This is a genomic window from Ruegeria sp. CG3, from assembly GCF_056537205.1.
The window spans coordinates 1-21,736 of sequence record NZ_JBQFRC010000005.1; the positions used below are offsets into that span (position 1 = coordinate 1).

Below are 21,736 nucleotides of genomic sequence, written 5' to 3' on the forward strand. Positions count from 1 at the left end.
AACAGTCGAACAAAACACCGAACGAGCCGCCCAAGGGCGGCTTTGCTCGTTCTCAACCGCTCGTTCAGCACCAACCCAACAATCGCCGACAAATAAATGGTAAGATAGGTGGAGGCGGCATTAATGCGCAATCGAAGTTCCCAAGACGTAGGCTACGATCAACCAACCAACCGCTGACCCAGGTCAGCGATCGGTCAGACTAAGTGCACCCTTAAACGCGCGCTCTTTCGAATGCGGCCCAAGCGACTTCAAATTTCTCGAAGCTGAAGCCGGGTTCAGAAGCCGCGCTCAGAATTATTCTTTCAGTTTTAAAGAGTTTCAGAATGGCGTGTTCGAGCTGATCGATCAGATCGGCGGGCACGACAACAGCACCATGCCGATCCGCATGGATGAGATCCGATGGATTGACCGTCAGGCCGAAGATCCAAACAGGCGTGTCGATTTCTCGGACGTGAACGAAACCATGGCTGGGTCCGATAGAGCCGGCGATGACCGGGAATCCTTGCGGCATGTCACCAAGGTCCCGCATGACCCCGTTGGTGAGCGCGCCGGCCATTCCGAACCCTTTGTGCACAGACGTATTGATTTCGCCCCAATAGGCGCCGATGCAGGAGGGGAAATCGACATCCTCAACCACTGCAACTGAGGGCGCCGGGGCCTCGGCCATGTATCTGTAATAGTCCATTCGCCGCTGCCTGATGACTTCCGGCGCTTCGGAGGGCGGTTGCACCGCAGCGATCTTGGCGGTGCGGGCAAATCCGACGATTGCGCCCTCGGACGGGGCCGAGCAGAACATCGTGCCACGCGTGAATTGATCAAACCCGCGCTTGCCTTGGGCCATCTCGATGGCATTGCAGACTGTGGGTGTGTCGACCTTGCGCAGCAAGGCAAGTAGGGACGGTGTCATGGAGCCTCCAACCAACGGCGCAACGCCGCTGTGGTTTCCTGGGGTCGCTCGAGGGTGGGCAGGTGTCCCGCACCGATTACGACCTCCAGCGTGCTGTTTCCGATAAGCTTGTGCATCAGTTCGTGCCGCTCCAACGGACATAGCCTGTCATCCTCGCCGCATAGAACGAGGCTTGGACCTTGATAAGCGGATAAGGTGTCTGTTTGATCCGGACGGCCCATGAGGGCGATGGACTGGCGAAGGAAGACCTCGGGGCCCAGATCGGCTGCCATGGCCATGCAAAGGTCAAGAATTGCGCCCTGCCGAGGGCCATCGGCCAGATAGTTCGGCTTCAACTCGTCACGCATGACCTGCCGCAATCCACCTTGGCGCACGGCCTCCATCTGCGGACCGCGCCGGGTTTTGACCTCGTCTGCTTCGGCCAGAGGGTTCGTGTCCAGAAGGGCCAGCCGTTCCACACGTTCTGGCGCCTGGCGCAGAACTTCCATGGCAACGATCCCGCCCATGGAAAGTCCCGCAAGGGCAAATACCGGCGGTGCATGGCTCAGTACATCGGCGGCCATTGCCTCGACGCTGTCTTGGACGCTCAGCGGGTGGGTCATCAACGGCACCCGTCCGGACAGGGCCTCGATTTGCGGCCCGAACAGTCGGGCATCGCACATCATTCCGGGAAGAAGAACCAGGGGCGTCATGCCGATGCCAATCTTGCACCTTCGGCCAGGGAGGCCAGCTTGGCATAGGCGATGTCGGGGTCGACCGCGCCGAAGCCGGCAAAAGTGCCAAACCCACAGTCACTCCCGGCGATGACCCGTTCCGCCCCAACGATGTTGGTGAACCGCTCGATGCGTTGCCGCACCAGCTCGGGGTGTTCGATGAAATTCGTTGTCGTGTCTACGACGCCGGGCACAAGGATCTTGTCGTCCGGGATTTCGCTCTTGCGATCTCGGAAAACGGTCCACTCATGGGCGTGGCGCGGGTTCGATGTTTCGAACAGAACATAGCGGGATTTGGTTGCCATCAGGGTTGTGAACACCTGATCCATCGCAATGTCGCAGCAATGCGGGCCTTCGTAGTTGCCCCAGCAGATATGCACCCGGACCCGATCTTGCGGGACATTCTGCAGCGCGTGGTTCAGGGCTTCGACATGCATCTCGGCGATCGCGATGAATTCGGCATCGGACAGATCAGCGAACAGCATGTGCCGGGACAGGGCCAGATCGGGGCAGTCCAGCTGAAGATCCAGTCCCTCTGCGACGATCGTTTCATATTCCTGCTTCATCGCATCGGCGAGTGCGGCCAGATAGGCCTCGCGGCTGGGGTAGTGGGCGTTCTGCAGAAACAAAGAAATCACCCCGGGCGAGGCGGCGTTCATGAAGCCATGTTCGACTCCGTGCTCAGCCATTGCCTGCTTGAGGTTGCGGATATCCTTGTTCAGTTCGTCCTGGCCTTTCGAGCGAACGTCGCCCGTGCATTGCGGCCGGGCGTATTGGGGTGTGCCCCCTTCGTTGGCAAGACGTTGCAAAAAACTGGGAAACATCTTCAGGTCCGCGGGGGCATTCCGAGGACTGTCCCCCGAGAAACCTGTGTAGCGGTCCTTCACGTATGTCGCATACGAGATTTTTGAGGTCTCTCCGTCGCTGACGATGTCCACACCGGCCTCGACCTGACGCCGAACCGTTTCAGACACGGCCTTGGTCATGCAGCTGTCGAACGCATCGGCGTCATAGGGCTCATGCCGCTCGCGCGCAAAGATGAAGTCGACAACTTCCTGGGATCGGGGCAGAGACCCCACATGGGTGGTGAGTATCTTTGTCATGCGGGGTCCTTTCTTGATCAGTCGCCGGTCCAGGTTGCGCCAGCAGGATCGTCGGTCGCGGTGATGCGGTACAACCCGGCCGTACCGGTCATGGATGGAGTGATGGTATAGGCTTCGCCGGGCAGCACCAGTACCGTATCCCCGCCCGAAATCGTGGTTTCGACATCCTCGACAGTGACCCGCCAATGGCCGCTTGCCGGCATCAGCACGACGGGCTTGGCCGATTTGGTGGGGTTTTGAACACCTGAGCCACGGGTCAGGAAGTCGACCTCAAAGCCGGGCTTGTCCTTGATCAGACCGTTTTCACCGATCACCTTGGCGGGTTTGTCGGCCGCCAGCGCCATCAGGTCCCAGTAGCGGGCCACGTATTTGCCTATCACGGCCTCGACCGGCACTTCGGGATAGGATTTCAGCTGCTCCTCGGTCAGCAGGGGCATGGGCCGGACGTTATGCGGGAGGTCCTGGCCCTTCTTGCTGTCGTAGAGCACGCCGTTGTCACCCAGCATCAACCCATGCGCCCGTGCGTCTTCAATAACCTGAGGTGCCCAGGTTACGCCGCCGCCTGCATCGTCGCCGCCCAGAATGGACATGATCATCCCGTAGTCGTCGCCCACGTTCTCGAACCCGCGGAAAATGCCGGTGGGAATGTCGAAGATGTCACCTTCCTCGGCAATGAACTCGCCCGCCGTGCCATAGCGACCCCAGAAAAACCGCCAGCGGCCCTTGGCGACAAAAAAGACCTCGGCCGTCGTATGGCTGTGCAGCGAGTTGCGGCATTTGGGCGGCTGGCCGGCGGCCCCGATATTGAAGCCGATCTTGTCGGTTATGTGCACATGCTGATCCGGCGACTCCGAAACACCGCCGCCGATGATGGTAAAGTTCTCTTTCTGATCGCTGCCCGGCGTGTGGGCATCAATGAAGGCCGTCTTGCACGGCTTGAGCTCTCCATAACGGACGATGCGTGATGCGATGGTTGATTGTGTCATGATTCTGGTTCCGGATTTTGCGTTTGAGGGAATGGTCGGCAGATGTTCGATCACGTTCCCGGAGGCCGCAAATTCAGGCGGCGCGCTCGAAGGCTTTGCCGGAACCGGTGCAAGCGTCGGCTTGCATCGGTTTCGCGCAGGCCGCACGCCAGAACACGATATTCGACCGGAGCGTGCATTCAGACCTCTGCGCCCTGCAGAAGGATCTGCTTCCAGACCGAGGTTTCGTCAAACAGGGTGTATTCGCGGCGCAGCTTGGGTTCGCCGCTGATCAGTTCGCCGAATTCGGCATGGCTGATGCCCAGAACATAGACCTGCGCTCCGGTGGGGGCTCCGAACACCCCCCATCCGTCATGCTTGCCCCACAGGCTCCAGCGCAGTGCGGCACGGGGTGGCATGTTGGGATCGTCGCGGCCTATCTGGTGTTCGATGCGGAACTCGGCATTGGGGAAGCTGGCTCGCAATCCCATCCAGAACCGGTCGACCGAGTCCCAACCGTGTCCGGTGACCCCGCCGACATATTCCGACTGAACCGCGCGGTCGTATTCAGCCCCGATCGCGCCCATGTCGGCGTTCATGATCCGGGTCAGAATATCGGCATAGCGCTGGCCCCATTCATTATCGTTGCCTCGACCCTTGTAAGGGCCGGGCTGGTCGATCTCGGGCGTCAGAGGTTTCACGCAGTTTTCCGGCCCGCCCTCGCGAGCGATCAGGTCGGCCGCGTATTCCTTGGGGTCCCAGCCCATCTGGCGCACGATGGCCCCCTGATCGCGGATCAGCCATTCATCGTTGATCTGATTGTCGATCGCATGGCAATCGGCCAGAATCCGGTACCGCAGCTTGGTTCCGGTTGGTTTGCCATAGACACCTTCGGCAAGGTGCGTGGCGGTCGAGATGATGCGGTGGGAACTCAGCATCCCCTCTTCGGGCGTGCCCGACCAGATCACGTCTTCGCCCAGAAGCTGCCGGTCGGGAAACTCGGCCAGGGTCGCCATCGTCGCGCCGATGACGTTTTGATTGCCCAGCACGACCGAACCCGGTGAACGGACAACGATGTCGTCGCTGTAATATTCATGCAGCGTGGCGATCCCGCGATCTTCCCAGATTTCCTTGGTGATGCCGATGATATAGTCGGGAAAATCCCGGAATTTGGGGTCAAATCCCTTCATGTGTTCGTCCTTTTTGGGTTCCATCCCTTGGGCAACCGGGCCGAGGTTCGTACGATCAGCGGTCCGTCAATTGCCACCTTGCGGGGTTCAGAAGTCTTGGGTTCTTCGATGTGATCCAGCAGCGCGGCAACCGTTTCCGCGACCATCAGGTTCGCCCGCTGCCGGATCGTCGTCAGATTGTATGCGGGCCATCCGGCGGGGGGCACATCGTCGTACCCCACGACCGAGACGTCTTCGGGGATGCGCAGGCCCAGCTCAAAGCGTAGAACATCCATGACCGCCAAAGCCATATGATCGTTGGCGACGAAAACCGCGTCAGGTCGGCGCTCCGGTGCCACGTCGAACATGGTTCGGGCCGCCGCACGGGCATTTTCGGTGTGAAACTCGCCGATTCCATGTGCAAAAAGATCGCTGCCGGCGTCGCGCAGTGCGGCAAGGAAACCAGCCTCGCGGTCGCGTTGGGTCGAGGCACCCTGCCAGCCCGCGATATAGGCGATACGTTGGTGCCCGCCCGCCAGCAAGAACTCGGCCACCTTACGACCGCCGGCATAGTTGTCCGAGGTCACGGTGGTGATACCCTCAAGATCCTGGCTGCGGTTGAACAGCACCACCGGAACGCCGGCCTGCTGGCAGCGGGTGGCGATGTCCGACGACATCGGCACCGAGGCCAGAATGACCCCGTCCACTTGATAGTCGAGGATCTCTTCCATTACGTCGTCGATGTTCCCGGCCGAGCGCGAGGCCATGAAGATCAGCACGTGATAGCCATGCTCCTGCAGGCGGTTCGACAGTTTCTCCAACGCCTCGGGATAGAAGTAGTTGTCCAGGTAGCCGACAACCAGGCCGATGATCCGGCTTTTGCCCGACACCATCGCCCGCGCCAGCACGTTGGGACGATAGCCCAGTTCGGCCGCCGCCTTGCGCACCTTTTCCTCGGTCTTCTTGCTGACCGAAGCGCCGGGCGTGAACACCCGGCTGACCGCCGACTGGCTGACGCCGGCCAGTTGCGCAACCTGAAGCGATGTGACCTTGTCCGCCATCAGTCCGCCGTCCATCCGCCGTCGATCAGCATCGACGTGCCGGTGACCAGCCCCGAGGCTTCGGAGGCAAGATAGAGAACCGCGCCCATGATGTCCTCGACCTCGCCCACGCGGTTCAGCTTGATCTTGTCCATGATCCAGGCCGCACGTTCGGGGTTGTCGAAGGTCGATTGCGTCAGCGGGGTTCGGATGAAGGTCGGGCAGACCGTGTTGATGCGCACGCCCTGCTTGCCCCATTCGATCGCCATCGCCTTGACCATGCCTTCCAGCCCGTGCTTGGTCGCACAGTACAGCGCCCGGTCGATGCCGCCGACATGGCCCATCTGGCTGGAGATATGGATGATCGAACCGGGCCGCCCGGCTGCCATCAGCGCCTTGGCCGCATAGGCCGACAGGAAATAGGCCGAGCGCAGGTTGACACTCGTGACCGCGTCGAAATCCTCGGGCGTGGTTTCGACCGCCGGCCCGTGCCGCGCGGTCCCGGCCGAGTTCACCACCACGTCAAAAGCCCGCGCGTCGAACAACCCCTGCAACGCGGTCAGGTCGCCCTGATCCAGCACGCGCCCCTCGGCCGACCAGCCCTGCGCCTGCAGGGCGGACACCGCTTCGTTCAGCCGCTCGGCCCCGCGCGCAGCGCAGACCACATGCGCCCCGGCTTCGGCCAGAGCGACAGCGCAACCCAATCCGATGCCGGAAGATGCGCCGGTGACCAACGCGGTCTTGCCGCTCAGCGAGAACGAAGGGGTGCGGGGCAGTTGGGTCATCAGCTCATTCCATCCGGGGTTTCAATGCGGCCCAGGTTCCGGGCCTTGTTGAATTCCCGCAGGCGGGCAAAGACGTCAACGCCAAGCTGCGCATAGGCGTCCAAAAGATCGACCAGAACCCAGTTTTCGCGGATCCGTCCGTTCTCCAGCCGCCAAAAATCGAGGCTGCGCATGGTGATCCGCTTGCCCGAGGGCGCGATGCCCATCCACCCGTCATGGGTGACGGTCTGGATCATGTTGGGCCAGCCGGTCACTGCCGCATAGTCGCCATCTCCGAAGAAATGATAGGTGATGTCGTCGACATATTGCCCGCGATCCGGCATCCCGTTCAGGAACGGGATCTGGTGCCAGTTGCGGAACCCGGCATAGCCGCGCCCGGTGCCGATGCCCGACGGCCCGTACCAGTTCATGCGCGGATGCCAGAACCGCTCCATCTCCATCACCTCGGGCCCGCCCTGCGAGGGGTGCTTTTTCAGATGTTCCAGCATGTCGATGATGTGCTGGCAGGTGGCGCGGCCCTTGTCGGCGTCATGGGGCCCCGGCACCAGACCGTCCTGCGTGGCCGGGCCCGGCACATGCCATTCGCGGCCCAGGCTGGGCGCCATCGGCCAGGCACGGGCCTGCATCATCACCTCGGGGATGTCCCACAGGGCCTGCATTTCAACGATCCGGCCGTTCTCGAACCGGTAGAACTCGTGAAACCGCATGGTGACCTGATGGCCGGTGGGCGGGATGTCCAGCCACGGACCGGTGAAAGTGCCGGTGTAGTAGCCACCGCAGCCGACCCAGTCGGCGCCGAACTCGTCCGGTCCGGCCATCACGATATAGTCGCGCCGTTCGAGGTCCGGCCAAGCATCCAGCAGGCCCTTGTAGGCCAGATCGTAGAACGCCTCGCTGCCGGTGCTGTCACCGAAGGGGTGGCAAAGGCGGAACAGGGCGTCGGGCGCGGTCACCTGCGCGAGTGCTTCCCGCACGCCGGATTCGTCGAAATCATACATCGCCGCCCGAAGCGGCGCGATCAGCGCCTTGTGCTGCGTATGCCTGTCACTCATTCGGCGGCATCCCGGTATGGGGCCGGTGCGCCATAGGGCACGTTGATGCCGCCATAGCGGCGCACCCGCACGTTGCATTGTTCGGCATGGCCCACGAAGCCTTCCAGCAGACACAGGCGCGAGCCGTACTCGCCGATCAGGGTTGCCGCCTCGTCGGTCAGGATTTTCTGATAGCTGTGGGTCTTCAGGAATTTGCCGACCCACAAACCGCCGGTATAACGCCCGGCCTTCTTGGTGGGCAGCGTGTGGTTGGTCCCGATCACCTTGTCACCGTTCGATACGTTGGTGCGCGGCCCCAGGAACAGCGCGCCATAGCAGGTCATGTTCTCCAGAAACCAGTCATCGCGGTCGGTCATGACCTGAACATGCTCCGAGGCGATCTCGTCGGCGACCTGCAGCATCTCGTCATAGCTGTCGCACAGGATCACCTCGCCATAATCCTGCCAGCTGACCCGCGCGGTGTCGGCCGTCGGCAGGATGCCCAGAAGGCGGTCGATCTCGGACAGGGTCTCTTCGGCCAGCTTGCGCGAATTGGTGACCAGAACCGCGGGCGAGTTGTAGCCGTGTTCGGCCTGCCCCAGCAGGTCGGTGGCGCAGATCTCGGCGTCGACGGTTTCGTCGGCGATCACCATGGTCTCGGTCGGGCCGGCGAACAGGTCGATGCCGACGCGGCCGAACAGCTGGCGCTTGGCCTCGGCCACGAAGGCATTGCCGGGGCCGACCAGCATGTGCACCGGGTCGATCGTTTCAGTTCCCAGAGCCATGGCGCCGATCGCCTGGATGCCACCCATGACATAGATCTCGTGCGCGCCGCCCAGATGCATGGCGGCGATCACCGCCGGATTCGGCTTGCCCTGGAACGGAGGGGTGCAGGCGATGATGCGCGGCACACCCGCAACGCTGGCCGTGGCCACGGACATATGGGCCGAGGCCACCATCGGGAACTTGCCGCCGGGCACATAGCAGCCCACCGACTGCACGGGGATATTCTTGTGGCCCAGGATCACGCCCGGCAGGGTCTCGACCTCGATATCGGTCATCGAGGCACGTTGCGCGCGGGCAAAGTTCATCACCTGCTCCTGCGCGAACTTGATGTCGGCCAGTTCGCGGTCTGACAGCTGAGCGATCAGGTCGTCGATCTCCTGTTGCGACAGGCGGAACGAGGCGGGCGAATAGTTGTCGAACTTCTCGCTCAGCTCGCGCACCGCGGCGTCGCCACGGGTTTCGATATCCTTCAGGGTCGCCTCGACCACGGCACGGGTCTTGGCGTCATCCTCGGCCCGGTCTGCGTCGGACTTGCCGCGTTTGAGATACTCGATTGCCATTGTCTTGATCCTCAGTTGTCGGGGCGGGGCGGAGTTTTCTCTCCCCGGTCATATGCTTCCCAGCCGTGGCCCTGGAACAGGTCGACGCCCAGCTGCGCGGCGACATGGGCGAAATCAACGTTCACCCAGTTGTCGACGATCTTGCCGTCGACCACTTTCCAGAAATCCATGTAGCGGATCTCGACCCGCTTGCCGGTGGGCGGGATGCCCAGGAATTCGCCCGAATGGGTCGCCTCCTGCCGGCCGAAGGCCGCGGCCCATTCACCCATGTAAAGCCGCGCCTCGTCGATGCAGACCTTGTCGGAAAACGCGGCCTGGAAGGGGCGCTGCCAGTTGTCCTGAAACTCTTGCAGACCGTTCTTCGTGCCGCAGCCCTGGTTGCCCATCCAGCGGAATCCTTCGGCGAAGAACTCGCCGATGTCGTTGATGCGGTGGTCATTCAGGCCGTCGACCATGGATTCGATCACGCGGCGCGTATCTTCGGTCTTGGTCAGGTCAGTGTCGCGGGTCAGAACCGCTTGTTCAGGTCGGGAACCTTTCATCGTCTTGTCCTTGTCGGGTTGTCAGGGATTGGGGATCGGGGGGACATGCCCCCAAATCCGGGAAAATCCCTGGGCAACCTGTTCAGCGCCGGATGGCGCGTCAGGGCGTTATGGCAGAACCGGCGGCTCATCAGCCTTTGACCGCGCCGGCGGTCAGGCCGCTGACGATCTGGCGTTGGAAGATCATGACCAGGAAGAACAGCGGCGCGGTGATCGACACGGCGGCGGCCACGGCGACGACCTGGTCGGTGGTGGTGGTTTCGCGGTTGAACATGCCGGCGATGGCCGGAACCATGGTCTGGTTCTGCGCGTCCAGCAGCAGCGAGGTCACCAGAAAGTCGTTGTAGGCAAGCAGAAAGCTGAACAGACCGGTGGTGATGACGCCCGGCCACATCACGGGCATGATCACCCGACGGAAGGCCTGGAAGTGGTTGCAGCCATCCACGCGCGCGGCTTCGTCCAGCTCGGCCGGGATGTTCTGGAAGAACGACCGCAGCATCCAGATGGTAAAGGGCTGGTTGATCGCCACCAGAACCGCGATCACGGCAAAGGGCTTGCCGTACAGCGTGGGCGCGTTTTCCCCCAGGATCGGGCGCAGCCATTCGGCCGAGTTGATGAAGACGGGCAGATAGCCCGCCACCAGAACCGAGTGCGGCAGCGCGCGAAACACCAACGCGACAATCAGGATCCAGAACGCCAGCGTCGAGCCCGACCGCGCCAGCCCATAACCCGCCAGCGTGCCCACGGTCAGCGACACGGTCACGACGCCCGCGGTAACGATCAGCGAGTTCTTGAAGTTGTTGGAAAAGCCGCGGTCGATCCAGACGGTCTTGTAGTGCTCGGTCGTCAGACCAACCACGTCCCGCCCCAGCGGGCCGAACAGTGGGTTCAACACGTTCAGAACGGCCGGCAAGATCACGAAAAACACCAACAGAAAACCCATCACCAAGGCCAAACCGCCGATGATCCAGCCGAACCAGGCCTGACCCGGCTTGGTGTAGGTTCTGACCATCGAGGGCAGTGTCTTGGTCGTCGCAATCACCGCGACCCAGATGGTGACAATGCCGAGGATGATGTCGAGGATGGAAAGGCCTTCCCCGGTCGCAAGAGTCGCTGGACCGAAGATCACGTTCAGCGCGTTGCTGTCGAATGCGTCCACGGGTGATTTGAAGCTCATCACCGCGATCCAGAAGATCGGGAAGGCCGCCACGAGGCACCAGAACGCCAGAAACAGGTTCGACGACAGGCGCAGGCCGAGCGGTTGGCGAAGGGCGCGCGAGGACATATCAGTGACCTCCTTTGTGGTCGCGCCATGTCCGGCGCAGCGGTGCGATGAGAAGGATGACGATGCCGACCATGGTCAGCATGGCGCTGGCCGAGGCCCGGCTGATCGAACGGTTGCCCGCCTGATCCGGCACGAGGAAGTCATAGGTCAGCCATTGCAGCGAGATGACGTAGCCCTGGCTCGAGAAGCCGACGATTTCTTCGAACACCCGGTAGGAGTCCATCAGGTGGATCATCGACACGAAGATGATCAGCGGCATCAGGTGCGGGATGACGATGTATTTCAGGCGCTGCCAGCGGCTCGCGCCGTCGATCACCGCGCTTTCAAGGCTGTCCTGGTTCACGGTCTGAAGACCGGCGTAAAACACGATCGCGGCAAAGGGTGCCACGTGCCAGACGCGGTACAGCATCATCAGCAACTCGATCGTCCAGGCCTGCGCGAACAGCGCGATGTCGCGGTTCAGCCACCATTCCAGCAGGGCCGTGAGGATACCGTCGCCGCGAAACAGCCAGTTGATCGAAAGGGCCCCGATGACCGGCGTGATGATGAAGGGCAGGAGCGACACGAAGATCACCGGACCACGTATTGCCGATGCAGCATTGTTGATCACGATGGCGATCAGCAGCCCGGTACCGATCACCAAGGGCAGAGTGATCAAGGTAAAGGTCAACGTAAAGCGCAGCGCCTTCCAGAAATTGATCGTGGACAGCACGCTCCAGCTGCCTTCGCTGATCGCGCGCCAGGCGCGTTCGGGCTCCAGCACGTTGCGATAGCTTTCCAGCCCGACAAACTGGGTCTGCGTGATGATCTCGCCCTCTTCGTCCAGCCTCGGAATGGACTTTTCCTCGGTCACGCAGGTCTGGGTCAGGAAGCCCGGCGTGCAGGTCTCGACCTCGACCGTCTCATAGATGGGCTGGGTGACGTAGAAACTCTGCTTGAACACGCTGACCAGCGGGAAAGCGATAAAGAGAAGCATCATAAAGACAGAGGGGCCGACAAAGGCGGCAAATGTCCGGAAATTCATGGCTCTGCCTTTCTCATGGTTCTCGTTGGATTGGGTGCGGGAGGGTCGAGGCCCTCCCGCGGCAGGATCAGTTGTTGACCAGACCGGCCTCTTTCGCGGCGGTCAGATAGTCCGCCTCGATGTCTGCCAGCGTGGTCTGTGCGTCCTTGGCGCCGGTCAGATAATCGGCCAGGCCATTGCCAAGCGCTGTGTGCATGATCCCCATCGGGCCAGATGCGGGATAGGCTTTGGCGCCGGCTTCTGCCGAAGCGGCTGCACCTGCGGCCAGATCACCGGGCTTGTAGGCCGGGTTCAGCCAGACGGCGGCGTTGTTGTTGGCCTCGACCATTTCCGCATCCATGCCTTCCAGCGCCACGCGGAACGCGGCATCGGCTTCTTCGTCGCTCATGTTCGAGGCAAGAACGATGCCGTCCCACCAGATCGTGGTTGCCGGAGCGGCCGAGCCCATCGGAGCGGCCGCCATGACGACCTTGCCGACGACCTGGCTTTCGGCCTCATCGTTCATTGCAGCAGCGCGGCTGGCCCACAGGTTGGCCATGGCGATCTTGCCCTGTTGGAACTGCTGCTGGACGTATGTCGAATCCGACACCAGATACTCGGGGTCCATGTATTCGGTCATGGCCTTCAGCGTCTCCAGAGCCTTCACGCCCTGATCGTTGTTGATCGCAGGCATGTTGCCGTCAGCAAAGAACTCACCGCCTTCGCCCAGGTACATGTTCACGAATTCCTGACCCAGGTTCCAGCCGGTCTTGAAGGTGCCGCCGATGGGGTAATCCATGACGCCGGCCTCTTTGATCTTGGCTGCAGCGGCCAGAACATCGTCATAGGTCTTGGGTTCTTCGATCCCCAGGTCGGCCAGAACGTCGCTGCGGTACATCAGGTGCTGGGCGTTCACCATCATGGCGATGGCCATGGTTTGGCCGTCCACCTTGATCAACTGGTTCGGCAGCAGGTCCTGGCCATATTTTGCGACCAGATCATCCAGTGGACGAATGGTGCCCGCGTTCAGCAGCGGCACCAACGTTGCGTTCGACACGCCGCCGATCTGGTACAGAGCCGGATCCGCCGCGAAGGCTTCGGGCTGCTTCTCGCGGAACTCCTGGTCCAGCGATGCGCCGAAATTGCCGCACTCGGCCATCGCGTCGGTGACGGCCTTCCAGGCTTCGAACCCGGCGGACAGTGATTTGAGCGGAACGGTGTTCTCGAACGAACACGCCGCCCATGCTGTGCTGGTCACCATGGTCATGGCGCCTGCCATCAGAATTGTCTTGAGTTTCATGCGTTTCTCCCTGTCAGGATCGGTCCGTCGTCGACGTCCGGACCGTTGGTTGGCCCTTTCGGGCTTTGGTTGGGGTCAGCCCCCGATCCGCGCACCGCTCTCTGCTTCGAACAGGTGACAGATTTCTTTCGGCACCGAGAACGAGACCATCTCGCCTATTTCGGCGCGGAATGCTTTGTCGGCTTTGACCGAGACCAGTGCACCGCCGACCCGGACCGATATCATGGTCGCGTCGCCCAGCAGCTCGAGCGTGTAGATCGGTGCAGTGATCTGGCCCTGACCTTCGGCCAGTGTCGCATCCTCGGCGCGGAACCCCAAGGTCAGCGGGCCATCAGCAACATCCAGTCCCGGGATTTCGACACCCTTGGTCCGGAATACGCCGCCCTCAACCTGACCATCCATCAGGTTCATGGCGGGCGAGCCGATGAAGCTGGCGACGAAAGTGTTGGCCGGGCGGTCGTAGATCTCGGTCGGGCTGCCGACCTGTTGCACGATGCCCTTTTTCATCACCACGACACGGTCGGCAAGCGTCATGGCCTCGATCTGGTCATGGGTGACATAGATCGTGGTGACGGCCAGTTCGTGGCTGAGATTCTTGATCTGCGCGCGGGTGGATACACGCAGCTTGGCGTCGAGGTTGGACAGCGGCTCATCCATCAGGAACACGTTCGGTTCGCGCACGATCGCGCGGGCCAGGGCGACCCGCTGGCGCTGACCGCCCGACAGTTCAGCGGGCTTGCGATGGAGAAAATCGTCCAGCTCGACCATGGCGCTGGCGCGGCGCACCTTCTCGTCATGGGTCGCGGGGTCGATCCCGCGGACCTTCAGCGGGAAGCGGATATTTTCATAGACATTCATGTTGGGGTAGAGGGCATAGCTCTGGAACACCATCGCCACGTCGCGGTCCTTGGGCTCAAGATCGTTGACCACCTTGCCATCGATCAGGATGTCGCCCTCGGTTACGTCCTCAAGCCCCGCGATCATGCGCATTGTCGTGGTCTTGCCGCAGCCGGACGGGCCAAGCAGAACCAGAAACTCGCGATCGGCAATCGTCAGATCGAAGTTGTGAACCCCAACAAACGATCCCCATCGCTTGCCGACATTGCGCAGTTGAATTTCCGCCATGAAGCCCCCCGGGAAGGAATCGTTTTGCATACGTTTGCAAAAGGGTATTCTTGGTTTACCAATTCTGGCAAGACATTTTTGCATACGTATGCAAATATGCCGGAAATCAGTGATTCACCCCCAGGCAATAACAGGCGCAAGATGCTGCAAAACAATGAAAAACAGATGAGCTTTCAAAAAGAGAAAGGTCTGGTGAAGGAGTTCTATGAGGACCTGCAGTTGGCCACCAACGACAAACTGTCAGATGTCATGGGGCGATTCTGTGCGCCGAATCTGCTGTGGCGCGGCTTTCACCCGTTCGGTCAGATTTCGGGGGTCCACGACGTAGCAGAAAACTTCTGGGGCCCGCTGCGAAACAGCCTCAAACGCATGCAGCGGCGTCAGGACATATTCTTTGCGGGGTGCAACTCGCTGACCGACGAGCGCGAGGTCTGGGTGGTTTCCATGGGCCATCTGATGGGTCTGTTCGACCATTCCTGGTTGGGCATTCGACCGACAGGCAAAATGGCGTTCCTGCGCTATTGCGAGTTCAACAAGGTGCAAGACGGCAAGATCGTCGAGACCGCGATGTATTTCGATATCCCGCATCTGATGGTGCAGGCTGGTCAGAACCCGTTTCCGCCCCAGACCGCAGCCCATCTTGTACAGCCCGGGCCCCTGACACACGACGGTATCCTTGGCACGGATCAACCCGCCGAAGAAGGGGAGCAGACTCTGGCGCTGATCAACGCCATGATTTCTGACCTGGGTCAGTGGAATAGTGGCCTGACCCTGAGCGAAGAGCTGAGCCGCACCTGGCATGACGACATGATCTGGTGGGGGCCCGAGGGAATTGGCGCCACCTACACGATTGAACGGTATGGCAAGCAACACGCCGGTCCCTTCCGCGCGGCATTCGCCGAGCGGTCAAAGACCAAACATGTCTGCCGGCTGGCCGAAGGTCACTACGGCGGTTTTTTCGGCTGGCCGAACTTCACGGCTGTTCCGACCGGAGGGTTCATGGGTATGCCGGCGACCCAAACGCCCGGTGAGTTTCGGGTGATCGACATCTATCGCCGCGCAGGCGACAAGCTGGCCGAGAACTGGATCTTCATCGACCTTCTGCACTTCTGGAAACAGCAGGGCGTGGACATACTGGAAAGAACCACGGGCATCGGATCGGCGCAGGTGTAGCCCGAGTGGCGGAATGGATGCAATGGGAGGGGATTTGGTGGAGCCTAGGGGAGTCGAACCCCTGACCTCTTGCATGCCATGCAAGCGCTCTCCCAACTGAGCTAAGGCCCCTTTCCGGTACCGCCTGTGCGGTGGACGGACGTTTATGAAACGACGTGCGCGAGTGCAAGACCAAAAAATCGGATTCGGTGAAAAAAGATGCGCGGCGCACGGGGCGCATCGGGGCGCGGGGCAGCCTGCGCCGCCCCGGCCGGATCACGAGTCTTCGTCTTCCGACGCGACGTCGGTGATGTCGTCCAACGAGACGTTGTCCTCGTCGTCGTCCTCAAGCAGATCGTCGTCTAGATCGACATCGACTGCGTCATCATCGTCCAGCAGTTCGTCATCGGACGAGGCTTCGCGCGCCTTGACCGACGCTGCATCTTCGGCGTCGGCTGCGATCATCCGGCTTTTGCCGGTTTCCAATTCCACGATCTCGCCGGTGTAGGGGCTGATGATCGGGTCCTTGTTCAGGTCATAAAACCGCTTGCCAGTGGTCGGACAAACGCGCTTTACGCCCCATTCTTCCTTGGGCATGTCAATTCCCCTTGATATCAGGTGAGTCGTATCAACGATTCAGGTCACCTGCCACATGCGGCGGGTACTGTCAAAGCCTTTGCGCCAAGGAGATCGCACCATGGGGCGACATTCATTGCCCGGACAGCCTCCCGTTGCGCTGACCTTGCGCAAATCGGCTCGGGCACGCCGCATAAGCTTGCGGATTTCCCAGTTGGATGGCCGGGTTACGTTGACTTATCCGCAGGGTGTGTCCGAATCCGAGGCAATCGGCTTTGCGCGCTCAAAGGAGGACTGGATCCGCCAGCATCTGGGCGCGCGGCCCGTTCCGGCGTCAGTCGGCTTCGGGGAAACCCTGCCGGTCGAAGGTGTGCCAAGGCGAATCGTACCGGCGGAGGGGCGCCGGGTCAGTTTGCACGCCGATCAGGTTGCGGTGCCCGAAGGGGCCGAGGCGCGGCGCCTCGCCCGCTTTTTGAAAGAGTTGGCACGTGATCGACTGACCGAAGCCTGCGACGACTATGCGGCCATGCTGGGGCGGGGCTACTCTAGCCTGACGATGCGCGATACACGGTCGCGGTGGGGGTCGTGCAGTGCAGCGGGAGGGTTGATGTTTTCGTGGCGGCTGATCCTGGCGCCCCCTGAAATCCTGCACTATGTCGCGGCTCATGAGGTCGCGCATCTGGCCGAAATGAACCATTCGGCGGCGTTCTGGGCGCAGGTCGAGCGGCTGTTCGGCCCGTACAAAGCGGCCCGGCACTGGCTGCGCGACAATGGGGCCGAACTGCACCGTTACAGGTTCGATGCGCCCGCCGGTTGACCTCACGGGGATTTGTGATCACATAAGGGCATGTTGACCACCCGCAGCTCCGACTCCCAGATCGCGACCCATGATCAGGTATACCGCGCCCTGCGGTCTCGAATCATGCATGGGGAAATTCCACCCGGTCAGGCGCTGACGCTGCGCGGAATAGGCAAGGAGTTCGGTGTGTCCATGACGCCGGCGCGCGAAGCCGTGCGCCGTCTGGCCGCCGAAGGGGCGCTGTTTCTGTCCAACTCGGGTCGGGTCTCCACGCCCGAACTCAGCAACGACCGGATCGAAGAATTGGCCGCGCTGCGGGCCCTGCTGGAGGTCGAGCTGGCCAGCCGTGCGCTGCCTCGGGCGCATATGGCTCTGATCGACCGGTTGCAGAGCATCAACATGACCGTGGCCGAAATGGTGACCAAGCGCGATGCGGTCGGCTACATCCGCACGAACCTCGAGTTTCACCGCACGCTTTATCTGCGGGCGCAGGCTCCGGCCATGCTTGCGATGGCCGAAACCGTCTGGCTGCAGCTTGGTCCGACCATGCGGGCTCTTTATGGCCGCCTGCGACGGACCGAGCCGCCGCATTACCACAAGCTGATCATCGCCGCTCTGAAGGCGGGGGACGAACCGGGTTTGCGGTTGGCGGTGCGATCGGATGTAACCCAGGGTCTGCGCCTGCTGGTCAGCTGAGCGGGCCTTTGCTCAAAGTGCGAAATCCAAACGGGCGGCGGTTGCGAAGCTAGCCTCAAGGCATTTGCTGCGCTACGCTGCTGCCAACAACAAACAAGAGCAGATTTCAGCCATGATCAATCGACGGACATTCTCACTGGGCCTCGGTGCAGGTTTCCTGAGCGCCTGCGCGGGCGGGTCCGCGCCAACCGGAACAACCGCATCGCGAATGCGGGCAGTGCCCAATGCCGGCTGGGATTCTTGGGTTGCAAGTTTCAAGGCGCGCGCGGCGGGGCAGGGTATTTCGCAAGCGACGATCGACCGGGCGTTTCAGGGGGCCGGTTACCTGCCAGATGTGATCGAACGCGACCGCAACCAGGTCGAGTTCAAGCGCTCGCTCGAAGACTATCTGGCCATCGCCGCGTCAGACGAGCGGATCAGTACCGGCAAGCAGATGCTGCAACGCCACAACGCGACCCTCACGCAGGTCGAGTCGCGCTATGGCGTGGACAAAGAGGTCGTGGTGGCGGTCTGGGGGCTGGAAAGCCGCTATGGGCAGCGGCGGGGAGATGTGCCCGTGATTTCGGCCCTTTCCACGCTGGCCTATGACGGGCGTCGCGGGGCGTTCTTTGAAAGCCAGCTGATTGCGGCGTTGAAGATCCTTCAGAACGGTGACACCTCCCCGGCGAACATGACCGGCAGTTGGGCCGGTGCCATGGGGCATACGCAATTCATCCCGACCTCGTATCTGGCCTACGCCGTGGATTTCACCGGAGACGGTCGACGCGACATCTGGTCCGACGATCCGACGGACTCGCTGGCTTCAACAGCCGCCTACCTGTCGCGAGCGGGTTGGGTGCGGGGCCAACCCTGGGGGGGTGAGGTCGGATCTGCAGCGGCAAATTCGGGCACACCGGTTGCAATTCTGCAGCCGCAGAAACCCGGGCCGCGCATAGCGGTGTTCCGCAATTTTCAGGTGATCAAACGCTACAACAACTCGGACAGCTACGCGATCGGGGTCGGGCACCTGTCCGATCGGATCGCCGGTGGCGCACCTTTTCAGGCGTCATTCGGGCCCGATGAAACCGGCCTGACGCTGGAAGATCGCAAAGAGTTGCAGCGGCGTCTGACTGCTGCCGGGTATGACACGCAAGGGGCTGATGGGGTGATCGGCAAGAACACCACCGCGGCCATCACCGCGTATCAGCAAGCCAAGGGCCTGCCCGTTACGGGCGTACCCTCGGTCAGCTTGTTGCGCTCTTTGGGTGGTTGACGGATCAGGCCGCCAGTCCCTTGGATCCGAGCTCCAGGAACTTCTGACGCCGGTCCTTGATCAGCGCGGCGGCATCCTTGCCGTTCAGATCCTTCAGCATCTTGGCGATCGCCTTGCCTACGGATTCGATCGTGGCCGGGCGGTCGCGATGCGCGCCACCTTTGGGTTCGGGGATGATCAGGTCGCAGACGCCCAGCTTTTGAAGGTCCTGCGCGGTCAGGCGCAGCGCCTCGGCGGCCTCACGCATTTTTTCGGCATCTTTCCACAGGATCGACGCGCAGCCCTCGGGCGAAATAACCGAGTAGATCGAGTGCTCCAGCATCGCTACCCGGTTGGCCGTGGCAAAAGCCACCGCGCCGCCCGAGCCGCCTTCGCCGATGATGACAGACACCAGCGGCACACCGATTTTCAGACACATCTCGGTTGAACGGGCGATCGCTTCGGATTGCCCGCGTTCTTCGGCGCCCTTGCCCGGATACGCGCCGGCAGTATCCACCAAGGTGATCACCGGCAGACCAAACCGACCAGCCATTTCCATAAGGCGCACGGCTTTGCGATAGCCTTCGGGGCGGGCCATGCCGAAGTTGCGCTCGATCCGCGATTTGGTGTCCGAGCCTTTTTCATGGCCGATCACCATCACCGGCTGATCATTGAACCGTGCCAGGCCGCCGATGACCGCCAGATCGTCGGCAAAATTTCGGTCGCCAGCCAGCGGGGTGAATTCGGTGAACAGGGCCTCGACATAATCCTTGCAGTGCGGACGTTGGGGATGGCGGGCTACCTGGCATTTTCGCCAGGGCGTAAGGTCCTTGTACAACTCGTCCAGCAACTTGGCCGCCTTGGCGTCCAGCGCGGCGGCTTCGTCCGCTACGTCCATCTCTTCGTTGGCGCGGGCCAGGGCGCGCAGCTCTTCGGCTTTGCCTTCAATCTCGGCCAGCGGTTTTTCGAAATCCAGATACTGGGTCATGACGCCTCTCAACGCGAAAGTTCTCCGCTATATGACCCGAGGTCGCCGCGGATGCAACTCGGCTCCGCATGTCAGGGTACGTTTCCCTGCGCGTGGCGAAAAGGTATGCGGGCCGGCGACCTCAGCCCGGCCACAGCACCGGGTACAACGAAATCACCAGAAGAACCGCCATCGACCAGTTGAAAACGGTCAGACGTCGCCGGTTGGTCAGCACGCGCGCCATCTGCTGGCCCAGAACCGTCCAGGTGCTAACTGATGGCAGGTTCACGCAGCCGAATACAATGGCAACCAGCGCAATGGCTTGCAGGGTCTGGCCCGGGGCATAGGCGGTCGTCGCCGTCAACGCCATGGCCCAGGCTTTGGGGTTCACCCATTGAAACGCCGCCGCCTGCAGAAACGTCATGGGTCGTCCGGCGTGTCCCGGGCCCTTGGCAGGAGCCGCATTGGCAATTCGCCACGCGAGGAATAGCAGATAGGCCACCGACGCGATTTTGAGGATCACGTGGCTGACGGGGTAGGCTTCGAACACCTGCACCAACCCTGCGCCGACCAACAAAACCATCAGCATGAAACCCAGGCCGATACCCAGCATATGGGGGATCGTCCGCCGGAACCCGAAATTCGCCCCTGAGGCCATGAGCATCAGATTGTTCGGCCCCGGGGTGATGGACGAGACAAAGGCAAAGGCGACCAGCGCAAGTAGAATGTCGTAAGTCATGGCGCAAAGATCGCCCAAGTTTGGTCAAATGAAATTGCGATTTCGCGCTCGATTACATAAAGCTTGCAACAAATGGCGAATATTGATCTCAAGAATCAGCAAATATTGCAAGAGCTGGCCCGGAATGGCCGGATCAGCAACCTTGAACTGGCGGACCGCGTAGGGCTTTCGCCGTCTGCCTGTCTGCGCCGGGTTCAAGAGCTTGAGCGGTCGGGCGTTATCATCGGGTATCGCGCCGTTTTGAACCCTGCGGCGATGGGCGTCGGTTTTGTCGCCTATATCGGCGTCGGACTGGGTGAGCATACAAAGGCCGCTCAGGAAGGTTTTGAAAAAGCGGTGCAATTGGCGCCCGAAGTGGTCGAATGCCACAATATCACCGGTACGATCGAATACTTGCTGCGGGTGGAGTGCGCTGACCTGTCGACCTACAAGACCTTCCATACCGACGTATTGGGCACGTTGCCCCATGTCACCTCGATCACGTCCTACGTGGTCATGGGATCCCCGAAAGACCTGAGGTCCTGAGCTTGAGCCCACTGTCGCTAGGACCTTGCAGGCATGTGTGTCCCGGAATATCGTCGGCCTGAAAGCGCCAGAAATTCGGCATCAGATCGAACAGGGCGCGATGTCAGGGAGACACGATCATGAGTTTTGTTCGGACAGGCGTATTGGCGGCCGTGGTGGCGATGGTCGCCGGTGCCGCATTTGCCGCGCCTTTGAAATTGCAGCCCGCCAACCCGCAGCCCAATCCCAAGGCGGGGTTGAACGTGAAATATGTTGGGCAGGGTACTCAGAGAAAGATCCGCGATCTGAGCCAGGCCAAAAGCGTGTTGTCCAAGGCCAAGCCGGGCAAACCACTGCGCGGGCTGGACTATGCCGACACCAACAAGGGCGAGCCGGTTCTGACGTTCACGGACCCATACAACGTTGCCGCTGAAATCACCGGGTACATGCGCTTTGATTCTCCAGGCATTTACGAACTCGAAACCTGGTCCAATGACGGGCTCGAGGCCTATGTCGGTGGCCAGCAGATCGGCCGTGTCACTGGGATCCAGGGGTGTGAAGCCAACCAGCGCACCGAGGTCGAAGTTCCAAAGGCGGGCTGGTACCCTCTGAAGATCATCTATTTCCAGAAGCTGGGAACGTCCTGCCTGATGATGAAATCCGGCAAGCAGGGTGAGAAGTTTACCTGGACCCCAAACAACGTGTTCGGCCGCTGAGGCCAACCGAAGTCAGGAAAAGGCGCTCGGAACGAGCGCCTT

General features: G+C 61.4%; 23 protein-coding genes and 1 tRNA gene. 6 read left to right on the top strand and 18 right to left on the bottom strand.

Annotation, left to right across the window (positions count from 1 at the left end; translation table 11 throughout):
• Positions 1 to 211: 211 nt before the first annotated feature.
• The 14 genes from ACR0NB_RS17315 to ACR0NB_RS17380 all read right to left on the bottom strand — a co-directional run bounded on the left by ACR0NB_RS17315 (position 212) and on the right by ACR0NB_RS17380 (position 14,314).
• Positions 212 to 907 (bottom strand): RraA family protein, encoded by a 696-nt coding sequence (locus tag ACR0NB_RS17315; protein ID WP_480776379.1) that lies wholly within the window; start codon positions 905 to 907, stop codon positions 212 to 214.
• Entirely contained in the window at positions 904 to 1,599 is a 696-nt protein-coding gene (locus ACR0NB_RS17320; protein ID WP_480776380.1) for an alpha/beta fold hydrolase, read from the bottom strand. The genes ACR0NB_RS17315 and ACR0NB_RS17320 overlap by 4 nt, the downstream gene beginning before the upstream one ends.
• Positions 1,596 to 2,723 carry a cobalamin-independent methionine synthase II family protein gene (locus tag ACR0NB_RS17325; protein ID WP_480776381.1) on the bottom strand — a complete coding sequence of 376 codons (1,128 nt, stop codon included), beginning with the start codon at positions 2,721 to 2,723 and terminating at the stop codon, positions 1,596 to 1,598. Before ACR0NB_RS17325 ends, ACR0NB_RS17320 begins: the two co-directional genes overlap by 4 nt.
• 17 nt (positions 2,724 to 2,740) lie before the next feature.
• A complete protein-coding gene (locus ACR0NB_RS17330) occupies positions 2,741 to 3,709 on the bottom strand; it encodes a cupin domain-containing protein (protein ID WP_480776382.1) in 969 nt (322 codons plus the stop codon).
• Positions 3,710 to 3,888: 179 nt separating this feature from the next.
• Complete coding sequence (locus tag ACR0NB_RS17335) at positions 3,889 to 4,878, bottom strand: nuclear transport factor 2 family protein (RefSeq protein WP_260064372.1); 990 nt, start codon at positions 4,876 to 4,878, stop codon at positions 3,889 to 3,891.
• On the bottom strand, positions 4,875 to 5,918 hold the full coding sequence (locus ACR0NB_RS17340; protein ID WP_217355743.1) for a LacI family DNA-binding transcriptional regulator: 1,044 nt from the start codon (positions 5,916 to 5,918) through the stop codon (positions 4,875 to 4,877). The genes ACR0NB_RS17335 and ACR0NB_RS17340 overlap by 4 nt, the downstream gene beginning before the upstream one ends.
• Entirely contained in the window at positions 5,918 to 6,682 is a 765-nt protein-coding gene (locus ACR0NB_RS17345; RefSeq protein WP_170583193.1) for an SDR family NAD(P)-dependent oxidoreductase, read from the bottom strand. Before ACR0NB_RS17345 ends, ACR0NB_RS17340 begins: the two co-directional genes overlap by 1 nt.
• Complete coding sequence (locus tag ACR0NB_RS17350; RefSeq protein WP_170583192.1) at positions 6,682 to 7,734, bottom strand: ester cyclase; 1,053 nt, start codon at positions 7,732 to 7,734, stop codon at positions 6,682 to 6,684. The genes ACR0NB_RS17345 and ACR0NB_RS17350 overlap by 1 nt, the downstream gene beginning before the upstream one ends.
• Complete coding sequence (gene hisD, locus ACR0NB_RS17355; RefSeq protein WP_480776383.1) at positions 7,731 to 9,059, bottom strand: histidinol dehydrogenase; 1,329 nt, start codon at positions 9,057 to 9,059, stop codon at positions 7,731 to 7,733. The genes ACR0NB_RS17350 and hisD overlap by 4 nt, the downstream gene beginning before the upstream one ends.
• A gap of 11 nt (positions 9,060 to 9,070) precedes the next feature.
• Positions 9,071 to 9,601, bottom strand: coding sequence for an ester cyclase (locus tag ACR0NB_RS17360; protein WP_170343348.1), 531 nt, complete (start codon positions 9,599 to 9,601; stop codon positions 9,071 to 9,073).
• Positions 9,602 to 9,731: 130 nt separating this feature from the next.
• On the bottom strand, positions 9,732 to 10,886 hold the full coding sequence (locus ACR0NB_RS17365) for a carbohydrate ABC transporter permease (protein WP_170361381.1): 1,155 nt from the start codon (positions 10,884 to 10,886) through the stop codon (positions 9,732 to 9,734).
• Between the two features lies 1 nt (position 10,887).
• Positions 10,888 to 11,862: a carbohydrate ABC transporter permease gene (locus tag ACR0NB_RS17370; RefSeq protein WP_244952478.1), complete on the bottom strand. Its 975-nt coding sequence runs from the start codon at positions 11,860 to 11,862 to the stop codon at positions 10,888 to 10,890.
• Positions 11,863 to 11,977: 115 nt separating this feature from the next.
• Positions 11,978 to 13,189, bottom strand: coding sequence for an ABC transporter substrate-binding protein (locus ACR0NB_RS17375; protein ID WP_170342797.1), 1,212 nt, complete (start codon positions 13,187 to 13,189; stop codon positions 11,978 to 11,980).
• A 75-nt stretch (positions 13,190 to 13,264) separates the two neighbouring features.
• Positions 13,265 to 14,314, bottom strand: a complete 1,050-nt coding sequence (locus ACR0NB_RS17380) for an ABC transporter ATP-binding protein (protein WP_170343350.1) — start codon at positions 14,312 to 14,314, stop codon at positions 13,265 to 13,267.
• A 165-nt stretch (positions 14,315 to 14,479) separates the two neighbouring features.
• On the opposite strand from ACR0NB_RS17380, the gene ACR0NB_RS17385 reads away from it, so the two are divergent.
• Positions 14,480 to 15,487 (top strand): ester cyclase, encoded by a 1,008-nt coding sequence (locus ACR0NB_RS17385; protein WP_480755057.1) that lies wholly within the window; start codon positions 14,480 to 14,482, stop codon positions 15,485 to 15,487.
• Between the two features lie 35 nt (positions 15,488 to 15,522).
• Here the strand turns inward: ACR0NB_RS17385 and ACR0NB_RS17390 are convergent.
• Positions 15,523 to 15,598: transfer RNA gene (locus ACR0NB_RS17390), tRNA-Ala, on the bottom strand.
• A gap of 144 nt (positions 15,599 to 15,742) precedes the next feature.
• The gene (locus ACR0NB_RS17395) at positions 15,743 to 16,063 is read right to left on the bottom strand and encodes a TIGR02300 family protein (protein ID WP_170342794.1); all 321 of its coding nucleotides are present in this window, start codon (positions 16,061 to 16,063) and stop codon (positions 15,743 to 15,745) included.
• A 100-nt stretch (positions 16,064 to 16,163) separates the two neighbouring features.
• Here ACR0NB_RS17395 and ACR0NB_RS17400 point away from each other — a divergent pair, with 100 nt between their 5' ends.
• From ACR0NB_RS17400 to ACR0NB_RS17410, 3 genes are all read left to right on the top strand, one after another.
• A complete protein-coding gene (locus tag ACR0NB_RS17400; RefSeq protein WP_254429025.1) occupies positions 16,164 to 16,859 on the top strand; it encodes a M48 family metallopeptidase in 696 nt (231 codons plus the stop codon).
• 30 nt (positions 16,860 to 16,889) lie between these two features.
• Positions 16,890 to 17,537: a GntR family transcriptional regulator gene (locus ACR0NB_RS17405; protein WP_093965127.1), complete on the top strand. Its 648-nt coding sequence runs from the start codon at positions 16,890 to 16,892 to the stop codon at positions 17,535 to 17,537.
• A gap of 112 nt (positions 17,538 to 17,649) precedes the next feature.
• A complete protein-coding gene (locus tag ACR0NB_RS17410; protein ID WP_480776384.1) occupies positions 17,650 to 18,789 on the top strand; it encodes a lytic murein transglycosylase in 1,140 nt (379 codons plus the stop codon).
• A 4-nt stretch (positions 18,790 to 18,793) separates the two neighbouring features.
• On the opposite strand, the gene ACR0NB_RS17415 is transcribed toward ACR0NB_RS17410, so the two are convergent.
• Together ACR0NB_RS17415 and ACR0NB_RS17420 are read right to left on the bottom strand one after the other, a co-directional pair.
• Positions 18,794 to 19,756 (bottom strand): acetyl-CoA carboxylase carboxyltransferase subunit alpha, encoded by a 963-nt coding sequence (locus ACR0NB_RS17415; RefSeq protein ID WP_170361406.1) that lies wholly within the window; start codon positions 19,754 to 19,756, stop codon positions 18,794 to 18,796.
• Between the two features lie 121 nt (positions 19,757 to 19,877).
• Positions 19,878 to 20,474, bottom strand: a complete 597-nt coding sequence (locus ACR0NB_RS17420; protein ID WP_170372617.1) for a LysE family translocator — start codon at positions 20,472 to 20,474, stop codon at positions 19,878 to 19,880.
• Between the two features lie 72 nt (positions 20,475 to 20,546).
• On the opposite strand from ACR0NB_RS17420, the gene ACR0NB_RS17425 reads away from it, so the two are divergent.
• Together ACR0NB_RS17425 and ACR0NB_RS17430 are read left to right on the top strand one after the other, a co-directional pair.
• Positions 20,547 to 20,999, top strand: a complete 453-nt coding sequence (locus ACR0NB_RS17425) for an Lrp/AsnC family transcriptional regulator (RefSeq protein WP_480776385.1) — start codon at positions 20,547 to 20,549, stop codon at positions 20,997 to 20,999.
• 119 nt (positions 21,000 to 21,118) lie between these two features.
• Positions 21,119 to 21,694 carry a PA14 domain-containing protein gene (locus ACR0NB_RS17430; RefSeq protein WP_260064412.1) on the top strand — a complete coding sequence of 192 codons (576 nt, stop codon included), beginning with the start codon at positions 21,119 to 21,121 and terminating at the stop codon, positions 21,692 to 21,694.
• Positions 21,695 to 21,736: the final 42 nt, after the last annotated feature.

Coding starts and splice junctions, on each gene's coding strand:
- ACR0NB_RS17315 (WP_480776379.1), bottom strand. CDS start 907: ATGACACCGTCCCTACTTGCCTTGCTGCGCAAGGTCGACACACCCACA.
- ACR0NB_RS17320 (WP_480776380.1), bottom strand. CDS start 1,599: ATGACGCCCCTGGTTCTTCTTCCCGGAATGATGTGCGATGCCCGACTG.
- ACR0NB_RS17325 (WP_480776381.1), bottom strand. CDS start 2,723: ATGACAAAGATACTCACCACCCATGTGGGGTCTCTGCCCCGATCCCAG.
- ACR0NB_RS17330 (WP_480776382.1), bottom strand. CDS start 3,709: ATGACACAATCAACCATCGCATCACGCATCGTCCGTTATGGAGAGCTC.
- ACR0NB_RS17335 (WP_260064372.1), bottom strand. CDS start 4,878: ATGAAGGGATTTGACCCCAAATTCCGGGATTTTCCCGACTATATCATC.
- ACR0NB_RS17340 (WP_217355743.1), bottom strand. CDS start 5,918: ATGGCGGACAAGGTCACATCGCTTCAGGTTGCGCAACTGGCCGGCGTC.
- ACR0NB_RS17345 (WP_170583193.1), bottom strand. CDS start 6,682: ATGACCCAACTGCCCCGCACCCCTTCGTTCTCGCTGAGCGGCAAGACC.
- ACR0NB_RS17350 (WP_170583192.1), bottom strand. CDS start 7,734: ATGAGTGACAGGCATACGCAGCACAAGGCGCTGATCGCGCCGCTTCGG.
- hisD (WP_480776383.1), bottom strand. CDS start 9,059: ATGGCAATCGAGTATCTCAAACGCGGCAAGTCCGACGCAGACCGGGCC.
- ACR0NB_RS17360 (WP_170343348.1), bottom strand. CDS start 9,601: ATGAAAGGTTCCCGACCTGAACAAGCGGTTCTGACCCGCGACACTGAC.
- ACR0NB_RS17365 (WP_170361381.1), bottom strand. CDS start 10,886: ATGTCCTCGCGCGCCCTTCGCCAACCGCTCGGCCTGCGCCTGTCGTCG.
- ACR0NB_RS17370 (WP_244952478.1), bottom strand. CDS start 11,862: ATGCTTCTCTTTATCGCTTTCCCGCTGGTCAGCGTGTTCAAGCAGAGT.
- ACR0NB_RS17375 (WP_170342797.1), bottom strand. CDS start 13,189: ATGAAACTCAAGACAATTCTGATGGCAGGCGCCATGACCATGGTGACC.
- ACR0NB_RS17380 (WP_170343350.1), bottom strand. CDS start 14,314: ATGGCGGAAATTCAACTGCGCAATGTCGGCAAGCGATGGGGATCGTTT.
- ACR0NB_RS17385 (WP_480755057.1), top strand. CDS start 14,480: ATGAGCTTTCAAAAAGAGAAAGGTCTGGTGAAGGAGTTCTATGAGGAC.
- ACR0NB_RS17395 (WP_170342794.1), bottom strand. CDS start 16,063: ATGCCCAAGGAAGAATGGGGCGTAAAGCGCGTTTGTCCGACCACTGGC.
- ACR0NB_RS17400 (WP_254429025.1), top strand. CDS start 16,164: ATGGGGCGACATTCATTGCCCGGACAGCCTCCCGTTGCGCTGACCTTG.
- ACR0NB_RS17405 (WP_093965127.1), top strand. CDS start 16,890: ATGTTGACCACCCGCAGCTCCGACTCCCAGATCGCGACCCATGATCAG.
- ACR0NB_RS17410 (WP_480776384.1), top strand. CDS start 17,650: ATGATCAATCGACGGACATTCTCACTGGGCCTCGGTGCAGGTTTCCTG.
- ACR0NB_RS17415 (WP_170361406.1), bottom strand. CDS start 19,756: ATGACCCAGTATCTGGATTTCGAAAAACCGCTGGCCGAGATTGAAGGC.
- ACR0NB_RS17420 (WP_170372617.1), bottom strand. CDS start 20,474: ATGACTTACGACATTCTACTTGCGCTGGTCGCCTTTGCCTTTGTCTCG.
- ACR0NB_RS17425 (WP_480776385.1), top strand. CDS start 20,547: ATGGCGAATATTGATCTCAAGAATCAGCAAATATTGCAAGAGCTGGCC.
- ACR0NB_RS17430 (WP_260064412.1), top strand. CDS start 21,119: ATGAGTTTTGTTCGGACAGGCGTATTGGCGGCCGTGGTGGCGATGGTC.